Origin of the sequence: Streptomyces sp. NPDC002888 (assembly GCF_042888465.1) — a bacterium.
Lineage (GTDB): Bacteria > Actinomycetota > Actinomycetes > Streptomycetales > Streptomycetaceae > Streptomyces.
In genome coordinates, this window is record NZ_JBIAPU010000036.1 from 20,036 (window position 1) to 33,616 (window position 13,581).

11 protein-coding genes are annotated in these 13,581 nt (G+C 71.7%); 9 read left to right on the plus strand and 2 right to left on the minus strand.

Annotated elements, in window-relative coordinates; all coding sequences use genetic code 11:
- Window positions 1–72 precede the first annotated feature (72 nt).
- Window positions 73–1,491 carry an RsmB/NOP family class I SAM-dependent RNA methyltransferase gene (locus ACFYWX_RS40680; RefSeq protein WP_389430168.1) on the plus strand — a complete coding sequence of 473 codons (1,419 nt, stop codon included), beginning with the start codon at window positions 73–75 and terminating at the stop codon, window positions 1,489–1,491.
- A gap of 167 nt (window positions 1,492–1,658) precedes the next feature.
- On the plus strand, window positions 1,659–2,642 hold the full coding sequence (locus ACFYWX_RS40685) for a patatin family protein (protein ID WP_389430169.1): 984 nt from the start codon (window positions 1,659–1,661) through the stop codon (window positions 2,640–2,642).
- A gap of 34 nt (window positions 2,643–2,676) precedes the next feature.
- On the opposite strand, the gene ACFYWX_RS40690 is transcribed toward ACFYWX_RS40685, so the two are convergent.
- Window positions 2,677–4,821, minus strand: coding sequence for an MMPL family transporter (locus ACFYWX_RS40690; RefSeq protein WP_389430170.1), 2,145 nt, complete (start codon window positions 4,819–4,821; stop codon window positions 2,677–2,679).
- A 161-nt stretch (window positions 4,822–4,982) separates the two neighbouring features.
- On the opposite strand from ACFYWX_RS40690, the gene rpe reads away from it, so the two are divergent.
- From rpe to ACFYWX_RS40725, 7 genes are all read left to right on the plus strand, one after another.
- Window positions 4,983–5,669 carry a ribulose-phosphate 3-epimerase gene (gene rpe / locus ACFYWX_RS40695; RefSeq protein ID WP_389430171.1) on the plus strand — a complete coding sequence of 229 codons (687 nt, stop codon included), beginning with the start codon at window positions 4,983–4,985 and terminating at the stop codon, window positions 5,667–5,669.
- Between the two features lie 99 nt (window positions 5,670–5,768).
- A complete protein-coding gene (locus tag ACFYWX_RS40700; protein ID WP_389430173.1) occupies window positions 5,769–6,812 on the plus strand; it encodes a sugar-binding transcriptional regulator in 1,044 nt (347 codons plus the stop codon).
- Between the two features lie 89 nt (window positions 6,813–6,901).
- Window positions 6,902–7,240, plus strand: coding sequence for a barstar family protein (locus ACFYWX_RS40705; RefSeq protein ID WP_389430174.1), 339 nt, complete (start codon window positions 6,902–6,904; stop codon window positions 7,238–7,240).
- 107 nt (window positions 7,241–7,347) lie between these two features.
- The gene (locus ACFYWX_RS40710) at window positions 7,348–8,790 is read left to right on the plus strand and encodes a GuaB1 family IMP dehydrogenase-related protein (protein WP_389430175.1); all 1,443 of its coding nucleotides are present in this window, start codon (window positions 7,348–7,350) and stop codon (window positions 8,788–8,790) included.
- Between the two features lie 237 nt (window positions 8,791–9,027).
- On the plus strand, window positions 9,028–10,497 hold the full coding sequence (locus ACFYWX_RS40715) for an amino acid permease (protein ID WP_389430176.1): 1,470 nt from the start codon (window positions 9,028–9,030) through the stop codon (window positions 10,495–10,497).
- Window positions 10,498–10,507: 10 nt separating this feature from the next.
- A complete protein-coding gene (locus ACFYWX_RS40720) occupies window positions 10,508–10,960 on the plus strand; it encodes an Lrp/AsnC family transcriptional regulator (RefSeq protein WP_389430177.1) in 453 nt (150 codons plus the stop codon).
- A gap of 176 nt (window positions 10,961–11,136) precedes the next feature.
- Window positions 11,137–12,330 carry an MFS transporter gene (locus tag ACFYWX_RS40725; protein WP_389430259.1) on the plus strand — a complete coding sequence of 398 codons (1,194 nt, stop codon included), beginning with the start codon at window positions 11,137–11,139 and terminating at the stop codon, window positions 12,328–12,330.
- On the opposite strand, the gene ACFYWX_RS40730 is transcribed toward ACFYWX_RS40725, so the two are convergent.
- Complete coding sequence (locus tag ACFYWX_RS40730) at window positions 12,320–13,492, minus strand: GDSL-type esterase/lipase family protein (RefSeq protein ID WP_389430178.1); 1,173 nt, start codon at window positions 13,490–13,492, stop codon at window positions 12,320–12,322. The genes ACFYWX_RS40725 and ACFYWX_RS40730 overlap by 11 nt on opposite strands.
- Between the last annotated feature and the right edge of the window lie 89 nt (window positions 13,493–13,581).

Genomic DNA, 13,581 nt, shown 5'->3' on the forward strand with positions numbered 1-13,581 from the left:
CCCGCCCATCGGGCCGACCATGCGACGTACGCTGGGTGGACATCTCATCCAGCAATCCGGAGCACCTTTTTCGTGAGCGACACCTCCCGTCGGCCCCGTAAGCCCTACCGTCGGCCCCAGAAGGACCCCGTCCGCATCCTCGCCTTCGAGGCGCTGCGCGCCGTCGACGAGCGGGACGCGTACGCGAATCTCGTGTTGCCGCCGCTGTTGCGGAAGGCGCGGGAGAAGGAGGGCCCCGACACGTTCGACGGGCGGGACGCGGCCCTCGCCACCGAGTTGGTGTACGGGACGCTGCGGCGGCAGGGAACGTACGACGCCGTCATCGCCGCCTGTGTCGACCGGCCGCTGAAGGACGTGGACCCGCCGGTGCTGGACGTGCTGAGCCTGGGTGTGCACCAGTTGCTCGGAACGCGGATTCCGACGCACGCCGCCGTGTCCGCGTCCGTCGACCTGGCGCGTGTCGTGCTGGGTGACGGGCGGGCCAAGTTCGTCAACGCCGTGCTGCGCAAGGTCGCGCAGCACGATCTGGACGGGTGGCTGGAGCTCGTCGCGCCGCCCTACGACGAGGACCCCGAGGAGCATCTCGCCGTCGTCCACTCGCATCCGCGCTGGGTCGTCTCCGCGCTGTGGGACTCGCTGGGCGGCGGGCGGGCCGGGATCGAGGACCTGCTGGAGGCCGACAACGAGCGGCCCGAGGTCACCCTCGTCGCCCGGCCGGGGCGGGCCACCACCGAGGAACTGCTCCGGGAGGAGGCCGCCGTACCGGGGCGCTGGTCGCCGTACGCCGTGCGGCTCACCGAGGGTGGTGAGCCGGGGGCCATCGAGGCCGTACGGGACGGGCGGGCCGGCGTGCAGGACGAGGGCAGTCAGCTCGTCGCGCTGGCACTGGCCAACGCGCCCGTGGAGGGGCCGGACGAGAAGTGGCTCGACGGGTGTGCCGGGCCCGGCGGGAAGGCGGCGCTGCTCGCCGCACTCGCCGCGGAGCGCGGGGCCGTGCTGCTCGCCTCCGAGAAGCAGCCGCACCGGGCCGGGCTCGTCGCCAGGGCGCTCGACGGGAACCCCGGGCCGTACCAGGTGATCGCCGCCGACGGGACCCGGCCGCCGTGGCGGCCCGGGAGCTTCGACCGCGTCCTGATGGACGTGCCCTGCACCGGGCTCGGCGCCCTGCGGCGGCGTCCCGAGGCGCGGTGGCGGCGCCGGCCGGAGGACCTCGACGGGTTCGCGCCGCTGCAGCGAGGTCTGCTGCGGACCGCGCTGGAGTCCGTACGGGTCGGTGGCGTCGTCGGATACGCCACCTGTTCGCCCCACCTCGCCGAGACCCGGGCCGTCGTCGCCGATGTCCTGAAGCAGTTCCCGCGGACCGAACTCGTCGACGCCCGCCCGCTGTTCCCGGACGTCCCGGCCCTCGGCGACGGCCCCGACGTGCAGCTGTGGCCGCATGTGCACGGGACGGACGCGATGTATCTGGCGGTCATTCGCAGGACCGGCTGATCCGTCGCCGGGCGCGCCGACGCGCGCACGTCTCTCTGGCGGGATCCGGTGAGTTTTTGGCGATTCGGTGCCTGTGATCCACGGTGCCGGCCTGAAAGCCTTCCCTGAGCGTCATGCGACGGCGATGGCGCCGCAACAGGTCGGGCACCGCACCGCAGGAGACGAGAGTGACAACCGAACAGTCCCCGGACGTCCTGGCCCCGCACCGGCTGACCACGGTGCTCGCCGACCGGGTGGCGGCCGGCAGCCGTCCCGGGGCGCGGTCGGACGGGCACCGGCTCGTGCTGGCCATCGAGGGCGGCGGGATGCGCGGCACCGTCTCGGCCGGGATGGCGCTCGCCCTGTACGAGAAGGGGCTGCTGGACGCCTTCGACGCGGTGTACGGAGCTTCGGCGGGGGCCATCTCGGCTGCCTGGCTGGTCAGTTCACGGCCGGAGGGACTGAGCGGCTGGGCCGACCCCCGTTTCGCCAGCGTCCTGATCCGCAAACGCAACCTGCTGCGCGGGCGCCCCCTGGTCGACATCGAGACGCTGATCGAGGAGGTCTACCTCCGCCAGTTCCCCCTCGACTACGCTTCGGTGCTGGCCGCCCCGATCGAAATGCATCCGCTGGCCACGGATCTCGAGACCGGCGAACCGGTCGACCTGCACGGCGAGTTGACGGACGTGTCGGCGCTCCGGCTGGCGCTGCGCGCGAGTGCGGCGCTGCCCGTGCTGGCGGGCAGGCCGGTCACGGTGGGCGGGCGTCGCTTCTACGACGCCGGGCTGGCCGAGTCGATCCCCTTCCGTCAGGCGTTGCGGGACGGCGCGACGCATGTCCTCGTCCTGCGCAGCAGGCCCGTCGACCAGGACGTGACCGCCCGGGTCGCACCGTCGCGGGGTTCCCGGCTCGTCGCCGCGATCGCCTTCCGGCGGCACACCGACCAGCTGCGTGCGGCTTTCCTGAGCCGGGCCGCGCGACTCGCCGACGACGACCGGACGCTGGCCGCGTACGACGCCGACGCGGTGCCCACCGACCCCGCCGTGCTGTCCATCCGCCCGGACGCCACGGCTCCGCTCGTCAGCCGCCTGGAGACGGACGGCGCCGTACTCCAGGAGGCTCTGCGAGCGGGGTACCGGGCCGTCGAAACCCGGTTCGCCGCCTTGGCCTGAACGACCTGACCCCTACGACCAAGGGGTCCTTGCACTACGAGCGCCGACTGACCCGCTCCTGCGCCAGAGCTCCCGCACCCGTACCGCCGTCCTCCCGGGCCAGCCGGTCGGGCCACCACACCTTCGGGCCGACGTCCAGGAAGAGTGACGTGACCAGCACCGACCGTACGACGAGGGTGTCCAGGAGGACGCCCAGGGCGACCGCGAAGCCGATCTCCGCGAAGGCGACCATGGGGAGCGTGCCGAGGGCGGCGAAGGTGCCGGCCAGGACCAGGCCGGCGGAGGTGATGACCGCGCCGGTGGTCGCGAGGCCCGTCACCACACCGGGACGGGTGCCCTGACGGGCCGCCTCCTCGCGGATACGGGTGGTGAGGAAGATGTTGTAGTCGATGCCCAGGGCCACGAGGAAGACGAACACGAACAGGGGGAAGTCCGTCGACTCGCCCGCGTAGTCGAACACGTACCGGAACGCCAGCGCGCTGATGCCGAGTGCCGCCGTGAACGACAGGATCACCGTCCCGACCAGCACCAACGGGGCGATCAGGGCGCGCAGCAGGGCGCCCAGGATCAGCAGGACGACCGCCAGGACCAGCGGAATGATCAGGATGTTGTCGTGCGTGGTCGCCTTGTCCATGTCCAGCAGGGCCGCGGTGCCGCCGCCCACCTGCGCGTCGGCGTCCGGTACCGCGTGGACGGCGTCGCGGACCCGCTCGACGGTCTGTTTCGCGTTCTCGCTGTCCGACGGGGCGGTCATCGTGGCCTCGAACAGCACCTTGCCCTCGTGGAACGGTCTGGTGCCCGGTGGCAGGCCGAGCGACGTCGGGACGACCCCGGGTGTCCCGGCGACCGCGCGGCCCACCTGCTGGGCCTGGGCCTGGTTGGAGACGATGACCAGCGGGTCGCCGCTGCCCGCCGGGAAGTACCGCGCGGACACCTCCTGGCCGGTGATCGAGTCCGGCTTCCCGGTGAACGCGTCCGCGTTGCCGATGCCCTCGGCGCGCAGCTGGATCAGGCCGAGGGAGCAGATCGCCAGTACGAGTGCCGTGACGGTCCAGGTCATGCGCGGGCGCTGTGCGATACGGCTGCCCATGCGGGCCCAGACGCCGCGCTCGGTGGGGTCGGGCGAGCCGAGGTGCGGGATCACCGGCCAGAAGATCCAGCGGCCGCAGATGACCAGCAGCGCCGGGAAGAGGGTGATCATGGCCAGCAGGGCGACCGCGACGCCGATGGCCGCGACAGGGCCGAGGCCCCTCGTGGAGTTCATCTCGGCGGCCAGCAGCACCAGCATGCTCACCACGACCGTGGCACCGGAGGCGAGGACCGCGGGGCCCGCCCGGTGCAGGGCCAGCGCCATCGCCTCGTGCCGGTCCTCGTGACGGCGCAGCTCCTCCCGGTACCGGGCGACCAGGAGCAGCGCGTAGTCCGTGCCGGCGCCGAAGACGAGCACCGTGAGGATGCCGGCGCTCTGGCCGTTGACCGTCAGGCCCGCGTGCTGCGCGAGGAAGTAGATCAGGGCCTGCGCGGTGAACAGGGCGGCCACCACGGCGAGCAGCGGGACCAGCAGGAGGGTCGGACTGCGGTAGGTGATCAGCAGCATGACGATGACGACCGTCATCGCCGACAGCAGCAGCGTCGAGTCGATGCCCTCGAAGGCCTTGGAGAAGTCCGCGGACGTGCCGCCCGGGCCGGTGATGTGCACGGCCAGGCCGCCGTGGCTGCCGCCCGTGACGTCCCGGATGGAGTCGACCGCGGGCGCGATCCGCTCCCAGCCCTCCTCGTCCATCGTGATCGGTACGAGGATCTCCGCCGCCCGGGGATCGGTCGGCCGGTCGTAGACGGGCCCACGGGTCTCCGCGCCCCGGATGCCGTGGTCGCGCAGCTGCCTCAGCTGTGCCGCGTCCTCGGTGATCTGCGCGCGGTCCTGCGCGGTGAACCCGCCGTCCCGGGCGTACACGACGACTGCGGGGATCTGCTCGGGGCGGAAGTCCTTCGACAGCTCCAGGACCTGGGTGGACTCGGCGGACCCCGGCAGCCAGGAGGCCGCGTCGTTGTCCTGGGCATCGGCGAGCTTCTGGGCGAACGGCGCCGTCAGAAGCAGCACCACCACCCACAGGGCAAGAACCAGCCACTTCGCACGCCGTCCGCACACCAGGTGCGCGACACCACGGTCACCCCTCATGACGACCTCCGCTGCAGCGCCCCGCCAGGGGCGCGGGGCTGTGACATATGCGGCTCCGCCGCGCGGGCGCGACGAGCCACGTACGACCCGCAGGCGACGTACATCCGTGGCCCATGGGGCCCCCACCCGCCCAAGCACAGCGCAGCGCATACGCTTGGGTCATGGCCGCGCAGATCAACCCCAGCATCCTGTCCGCCGACTTCGCCCGCCTCGCGGACGAGGCGAAGGCGGTCGGGGGAGCCGACTGGCTCCACGTCGACGTGATGGACAACCATTTCGTCCCGAACCTCACGCTCGGTGTGCCGGTCGTAGAGTCTCTGGCCCGTGCGACGGACACTCCGCTGGACTGCCATCTGATGATCGAGGCCCCCGATCGCTGGGCCCCGCAGTACGTCGAGGCGGGCGCCTCGTCCGTCACCTTCCATGTCGAGGCGGCCGCCGCGCCGGTGCGACTCGCCCGGGAGATCCGTGCGAAGGGCGCCCGTGCCGCCATGGCGCTCAAGCCCGCGACGCCCATCGAGCCGTACGAGGACCTGCTGCCCGAACTCGACATGCTGCTGATCATGACGGTCGAGCCGGGCTTCGGTGGCCAGGCCTTTCTCGACATCATGCTTCCGAAGATCCGCCGGACCCGCGAGTTGATCAGCAAGCACGGGCTCGAGCTGTGGCTCCAGGTCGACGGCGGCGTCTCGGCGTCCACCATCGAGCGCTGCGCCGACGCCGGCGCGGACGTGTTCGTGGCCGGCTCGGCGGTCTACGGGGCGTCCGACCCGGCCGAGGCGGTACGTGCACTACGCACCCAGGCGGAGGCGGCCACCGCCAAGGCGTCCTGGGCCTGCGCACACTAGGTGTCGCCGGGCAGACCACAGGCCAAAGGAACGTGAACGGCGCCCATCAGGGCGGATCAACTACGCCGGATCTGCAAGGATGAACGGCGAATCCAGAGTGTGAACAGCAGTGAGGAGATCGCCGTGTCGGGTATGTCGGCGGGCCGGTCAGCCATGCGGATGGGACCCGCTGAGCTGGTGCAGGCGGCGGCCATGGCCCGCCGCTTCTACCTTGAGGGCAAGTCCAAGATCCAGATCGCGGAGGAGTTCGGCGTCAGCCGCTTCAAGGTGGCCCGGGTCCTGGAGACGGCCCTCGAACGGGATCTCGTGCGTATCGAGATCCGCGTGCCGGCCGAACTGGACGCCGAGCGCTCCGACGCGCTGCGCGCCCGGTACGGCCTCAGGCACGCCGTCGTGGTCGAGTCCCCGGCCGATGTCGAGGAGTCTCCCGACCCCGAGAACCTGGGTGAGGTGGCTGCCGACCTGCTCGGCGAACTCGTCAACGAGGGCGATGTGCTCGGGCTGGCCTGGGGCCGGTCCACCATCCACATGGCCGCCGCCCTCGACCGTCTTCCACCGTGCACGGTGGTGCAGCTGACGGGCGTGTACGACGCCGGGACCGCCGAGCGCGGCTCGGTCGAGGCCGTCCGCCGCGCCGCGCAGGTGTCGGGCGGCGACGCCCACCCCATCTACGCTCCGATGCTGCTGCCGGACGCGGCCACCGCGGCCGCGCTGCGCCACCAGACCGGGATCGCCCGGGCCTTCGAGTACTTCGACAAGGTCACGGTCGCCTGCGTCTCCATCGGCTCCTGGGAGCCCGGCATCTCCACGGTGCACGACATGCTCAGCGACGAGGAGCGGGCCCACTACGCCTCGCTCGGCGTCGCCGCCGAGATGTCCGCGCACCTCTTCGACAGCGAGGGCCGACGGGTGGGACGGGACCTGGGCGAGCGCTGCATCACGGTCAAGGCCGACCAGCTCCGCCGTATCCCCGAGGTCGTCGCGATCGCGGGCGGGCAGCGCAAGGCGGCCGCGATCGACGCGGTGCTGCGCTCCGGGCTCGTCACCAGCCTGGTGACGGACACGTCGGCCGCGGACTATCTGATGACGCAGGGGTCGACGCCGAAGCCGACGCTCAACCGGACGGACCCGGACGGGGTCTGACGGAGTGTCATGAGGGGGCGGCCGCGGTCGCCCCCTCTTTCATCGACAGGTTCATTGACGGGTTCATCGACAGTGAGGGACGTGCCTGGATGGCCAGGGTGACGGTCACGCTCGACCTCGACGGGGTCACGGACAAGGCGGGCCTGATGGACCGCTGCGCCCACGCCCTGGACCTGCCCGACTGGTTCGGCCGCAACTGGGACGCGCTGGCCGACAGCCTCGGCGACCACGCCGTCTGGCCCGAGGGATCCGTCGAGCGGGGACTGCTGGTCGTCGTACGGAACTGGCGGCCGTACGCGACGGCGCGGCCGCAGGAATGGGAGACCGCTCAGGACGTGTTCGCCGAGGCGGTGGACCGGACGCCCGCGCTCCGGGTGGTGCTGGCCCTTGGAGGTTCCTCCCAGAGAGCCTCTGACCTGCTTGGATGATGTGCCCGGGGACCGCATACCAGTCGACATGGGACAATGAAGTACGTGCTCTTCCCCCTGGCTGACCTGTCCGGGGGCCACCTCTGATCGACTGGGATGTGCAGCACGTGCGTTTCCTCAATGACATCCAGCCCGCGTACGACCTGACGTACGACGACGTCTTCATGGTGCCGAGTCGCAGCGCGGTCGGTTCGCGGCAGGGCGTGGACCTCAGCTCCCCGGACGGCACGGGCACCACGATCCCGCTGGTCGTCGCCAACATGACCGCCATCGCGGGCCGCCGTATGGCCGAGACGGTGGCGCGGCGCGGTGGCCTCGTCGTCATACCGCAGGACATCCCGAACGACGTCGTCACGGACGTGGTCTCCTGGGTGAAGAGCCGCCACCTCGTCCTCGACACCCCGATCGTGCTGGCCCCGCACCAGACCGTCGCCGACGCCCTGGCCCTGCTGCCCAAGCGCGCGCACAACGCGGGTGTCGTCGTGGACGAGAACCGGCGGCCCGTCGGTGTCGTCACCGACCAGGACCTCAGTGGCGTCGACCGCTTCACCCAGCTCGAAGTGGTCATGTCCAAGGACTTGCTGCTCCTCGACGCCGACATCGACCCGCGCGAGGCGTTCAACCGGCTGGACCACGCCAACCGCCGCTACGCCCCCGCCGTGGACCAGGAGGGCCGCCTCGCCGGCATCCTCACCCGCAGGGGCGCCCTGCGCGCCACGCTCTACACCCCCGCCGCCGACGCGGACGGCCGTCTGCGCGTCGCCGCCGCCGTCGGCATCAACGGCGACGTCGCGGGCAAGGCCGAGGAGCTGCTCGCCGCAGGGGTCGACACGCTCGTCATCGACACCGCGCACGGCCACCAGGAGTCGATGATCAGCGCCGTCAAGCTGGTGCGCGACCTCGATCCGGGGGTGCCGGTCGTCGCGGGCAACATCGTCTCCGCGGAGGGCGTGAAGGACCTGGTCGAGGCGGGCGCCGACATCATCAAGGTCGGGGTCGGACCGGGCGCGATGTGCACCACCCGCATGATGACCGGCGTCGGCCGGCCGCAGTTCTCCGCCGTACTGGAGTGCGCGGCCGAGGCCCGCAAGTACGGCAAGCACGTGTGGGCCGACGGCGGTGTCCGCCACCCGCGCGACGTGGCGATGGCGCTCGCCGCCGGTGCCTCCAACGTGATGGTCGGGTCCTGGTTCGCGGGCACCTACGAGTCGCCGGGCGACCTCCAGCAGGACGCGAACGGGCGGCTCTACAAGGAGTCCTTCGGCATGGCGTCCGCACGCGCGGTGCGCAACCGTACCTCCGAGGAGTCGGCGTACGACCGGGCCCGCAAGGCGCTCTTCGAGGAGGGCATCTCCACCTCCCGCATGTTCCTCGACCCGGCCCGCCCCGGCGTCGAGGACCTGATCGACTCGATCATCGCGGGCGTCCGCTCCTCCTGCACCTACGCCGGCGCGGCCTCCCTCGAGGAGTTCGCCGAGAAGGCCATCGTCGGCATCCAGAGCGCGGCCGGCTACGCGGAGGGCAAGCCGCTGCACGACAGCTGGATCTGACGCCGAGCCGCCCCTGACGTTCGAAAGCCCTTGCGCAACGAACGAACGCCCCGCCTCCCATGAACGCAATGATCTTGCGGAGGCGCGCAAGGTTGCTGCATTACAACGGCAATGGCCTGCTCATAGGCTGCTGCGCTGTACGTAGCGTGGCGGGGACCCCGCTCGGTGGGTTCCCGCTCTCGCGGGGGTGCCGCCGGTTCCCGTCGCCCGCACCGGCAGCGACGAAGGAGTCAGCGCGTGCTCGACCAAGGCGCACCCCCGAAGGACCCCGCCCAGACAGCGCCCCCGCCCCCGGGCCTCGGTGCGCGCCTGATGCGTCGCAAGCCCGTGGAACACCTGGTCGCGGAGGGCGGCCAGGGCGACGGAGGGTCCCTGCGGCGCTCCCTCGGGCTGTGGCAGCTCACCATGATCAGCATCGGCGCCACCCTCGGTACGGGCATCTTCGTGGTGCTCGGCGAGGCGGTGCCGAAGGCCGGCCCCGCCATCACGCTGTCCTTCGTGATCGCCGGCCTCACCGCCCTCTTCTCCGCCCTCTCCTACGCCGAACTGGCCGGTACGATCCCCGTCTCCGGGTCCTCCTACTCGTATGCGTACGCAACGATGGGCGAGCTGATCGCCTGGGTGTGCGGCTGGTGTCTGGTCCTGGAGTACGGCGTGTCGGTGGCCGCCGTCGCCGTCGGCTGGGGCGAGTACCTCAACGAACTGCTCGACGGGACCATCGGCGTCACCCTCCCCGCCGCTCTGTCCGCCCCGCCCGGCGACGGCGGCGTCTTCAACCTGCCCGCGCTGATCGTCGTCCTGCTCGCGATGGCGTTCCTGCTCGGCGGCGCCCGCGAGTCAGCCCGCGCCAACACGGTCATGGTGGTCGTGAAGATCGCCGCCCTGGTGCTGTTCTGCGCGATCGGCGTCCAGGGCTTCCGCTCCGGCAACTACGAGAACTTCATGCCGCTCGGCATGGGGGGAGTCAGCGCGGCCGGCGCGACGCTGTTCTTCTCGTACATCGGCTTCGACGCCGCCTCCACGGCCGGCGAGGAGGCGAAGAACGCCCAGCGCGACCTGCCGCGCGCGATCATGCTCTCCCTCGTCATCGTGACCGCGCTGTACGTCCTCGTCGCCGCCGTCGCCGTCGGCGCCAAGCCCTGGCAGGGGTTCACCGACTCCGAGGCCGCGCTCGCCCAGATCATGCGCGAGGTCACCGGGCAGGCCTTCTGGGGCACGCTGCTGGCGTTCTGCGCCGTCGTCGCCATCGCCAGCGTCGTCCTGACCGTGCTCTACGGCCAGACCCGCATCCTCTTCGCGATGTCCCGGGACGGGCTCGTGCCCAAGGTGTTCGCCAAGGTCCACCCGAAGTCGGGCACGCCCCGCGCCAACACCCTGATCGTCTCCCTGTTCTGCGGTGTCCTGGCCGCGGCGATCCCGCTCGGCCAGCTCGCCGACGCCACCAGCATCGGCACGCTGTTCGCCTTCGCGCTGGTCAACGTGGCCGTCGTGGTGCTGCGCCGGACCCGCCCGGACATGGACCGCACCTTCCGCGTGCCGCTGTCGCCGGTGCTGCCCGCGCTGGGCTTCGCGTTCTGCGTCTGGATGATGGGCAGCCTGTCGGCCGTCACCTGGGTCGTCTTCGGAGTCTGGATGGCCGTCGGGCTCGTGTTCTACTTCCTGTACGGCCATCGCCGCTCCCGCCTTGCCACACCAGAAGCGAAGTGAACCACCCGCAGTGCTGAACGATCTCGACGAACGCATCGTGCACGCCCTCGCCGAGGACGCCCGCCGCTCCTACGCGGACATCGGGCAGCTCATCGGCCTGTCCGCGCCCGCCGTGAAGCGGCGCGTGGACAGGCTGCGCGCCACCGGAGCCATCACCGGATTCACCGTACGGGTCGATCCGGCGGCCCTCGGCTGGGAGACGGAGGGGTTCGTCGAGATCTACTGCCGGCGCAACACCTCGCCGGAGACCATCCAGCGGGGCCTGGAGCGCTACCAGGAGGTCGTGGCCGCGTCCACCGTCACGGGTGAGGCGGACGCCGTCGCCCAGGTCTTCGCCTCGGACATGCGCCACTTCGAGCGGGTCCTGGAGCGGATCGCCGGGGAGCCGTTCGTGGAGCGGACGAAGTCCGTGCTGGTGCTGTCGCCCCTGCTGCGCCGGTTCTCTTCGGGCTCGCCGACGTAGAGCGGTCCGGTTCGCCCACGTGAAGGGGTCGGGCCGCCCACGTGAAGGGGTCGGGCCGCCCACGTGAAGTCGGGCCGCCCACGTAAAGCGCTGGTGGCCCGGGGGAGTTCGGGTCTACGCTCGGGGTCATGACCTGGCGACATTGATCCTCGACACGCCCCGCCGGCGTCCGGCGACTGACCGGGACGCTGTACGCGTACGCCTTCCTCGACGACTTCGTCCTGCTCTACCCGGTGTACGCGCTGCTCTTCACCGACACCGGCCTGTCGGTCTGGCAGATCTCCTCCCTCTTCGCCCTGTGGTCGGTCGCGGGCATGGTGCTGGAGGTCCCCTCCGGTGCCTTGGCCGACGCCGTGTCCCGTCGGCTGTTGCTGTGGCTGGGTCCGCTGCTGACCGCCGTCGGCTTCGCGCTGTGGGTGCTCACCCCGTCGTACTGGGCCTTCGCCGCCGGCTTCGTCCTGTGGGGCGCTCAAGGAGCGCTCGGCTCCGGGGCCCTGGAGGCGCTGGTCTACGAGGAACTGGAGCGGCTCGGCGCCGCCGACCGGTACGCGCGCGTCATGGGCCGGGCCCGCGCCGCCGGTCAGGTGGGCGTGATGTCGGCGACGGCACTCGCCGGGCCGGTCTTCGCGGTGGGCGGCTACCCGGCCGTGGGTGCGGCGAGTGTGCTGGCCTGCCTGCTCGCCGCGCTGACGGCGACCCGGTTCCCCGAACACCGGTCCGCGGTGGCGGCCGAGGACGGTGACGGCTGGGCGGCGACGCTGCGCAGTGGACTCGCCGAGGCCCGCCGCGACCGGTCCCTGCGCGGAGCCCTGCTGCTCGTCCCCGCCGTCACCGCCGTGTGGGGCGCCCTCGACGAGTACACCCCGCTGCTGGTCCTGGACACCGGCGTCCCGGACGGGACGGTCCCCTATCTGCTCGTGGTGATCTGGGTGGGGGCGACGGCCGGGAGCCTGCTCGCCGGCACCGCCGAACGCCTGGGCCGAGGGGGCCTCGCCCTGCTGCTCACGGGCTCCGCGCTGGCCCTGGCCACGGGAGCGGCGGCGCGCACTCCGGCCGGCATCGGTCTCGTCGCCCTCGCCTTCGGCGGCTTCCAGCTGGCGACCGTGCTGGCCGACGCCCGGCTCCAGCAGCGCATCGAGGGCGGCGGCCGGGCGACGCTCACCTCCGTCGCGGGCCTGGGCACCGAGCTGGCCACGCTCGCGGTGTACGGCGGCTATGGAGCGCTCGCCTCGACGACCCTCACGCACGGCACCGCGTTCGCACTGTTCGCGGTGCCGTACGTGGTGACGGCGTTGGTGATCGCCGCCGGAGGGCTCACCGGAGGGCTCGCCAGAAGGCTCACCGGACGGCGAACGCGTCTCAGGCGCTGAACGCTCCGCCCGGGCCGAAGGCCAGCGCGGCGAAGCGTTCGCCGATGCGGCGGTGCGTGGCGGCGTCCGGGTGGAGCTGATCGGGCAGCGGCAGCTCGACGAAGTCCGCCTCGCCGTAGAGGTCACGGCCGTCGAGGTGGTGGAGGTTCTGGTCGTCCACCGCGCGCTGCTTCACGATGCGGGCGAGTTCGTCCCGGATGACGTTGAGGGTCAGCTTCCCGGCGGCGCGCTCCGCGGGATCGCCCATGGCCACGAACTGCAACACGCCTTCGCTGAGATTGCTGAAGTCCGGGGCCGCGGGGCCGGGTGTGTCCTCCTGGATGGCGCAGTAGATCGGCGAGACGACCAGCAACGGCGTGGTGGGGTGCCCCTCGCGGATGGTGTCGAGGAAGCCGTGCACCGCCGGGGTGAACGCCCGCAGGCGCATCACGTCGAGGTTGACCAGGTTGATGCCGATCTTGATGCTGATCAGGTCCGCCGGGGTGTCACGGATGGCGCGGGCGGTGAACGGGTCGAGCAGCGCGCTGCCGCTGAAACCCAGGTTGGTCAGTTCCACACCGCCTAGTGAGGCGGCCAGCGCGGGCCAGATCGTGGTGGGGCTCGCGGCGTTCGAGCCGTGACTGATCGAACTGCCGTGGTGCAGCCACACCTTGCGGCCGCTGTCCGACGCGGGCTCGACCGGGGCGTCGGTGCGCAGGGCGACGAGCTGGGTGACCTCGTTGTACGGCAGCCAGATCTCCACGTCCTTCTCGCCCTCCGGCAGCCCGGGGAAACGGACGGTGCCGACCGGGCCGGGCTGTGTCGTGGCGGACCCGTTGGTCATGTCCACCAGGAGGACGTTGCCGCCCGTCGCGTTCGCCTGGGCGGTGAGACGGCCGTCGACGAGCAGGTCGTACACGCCGTCCGGGCGGGCCGGGGCGCCCTCGTAGGCCAACTTGGTTCGGAGTGTGTCCAGTTCGACGGCGGTCGCCCGGGTACGGAACGCCAGCCGTACGCCCGAGGGCTGGGCCTCGGCCGTGGCCAACTGCCCGTCGAAGTACTGGGCACGGGCCCGGGCGGGCAGCCGGTGCGGCAGCACTCCGTGCTCGGTGCGCTCCAGGTCGAGTGCGCCGCGCAGGAGGTCGGCGGTGACGGGGGTGGTGATCCAGTCCTGAGCGTTCATGATCCCAGCCTGTCAACCGAATAGGGGTTCTGCATGGGGTTTTCCGGCCAGGGCGCGCTGCGGGGGCGAGGCATGCGGGGCGGCTCCCG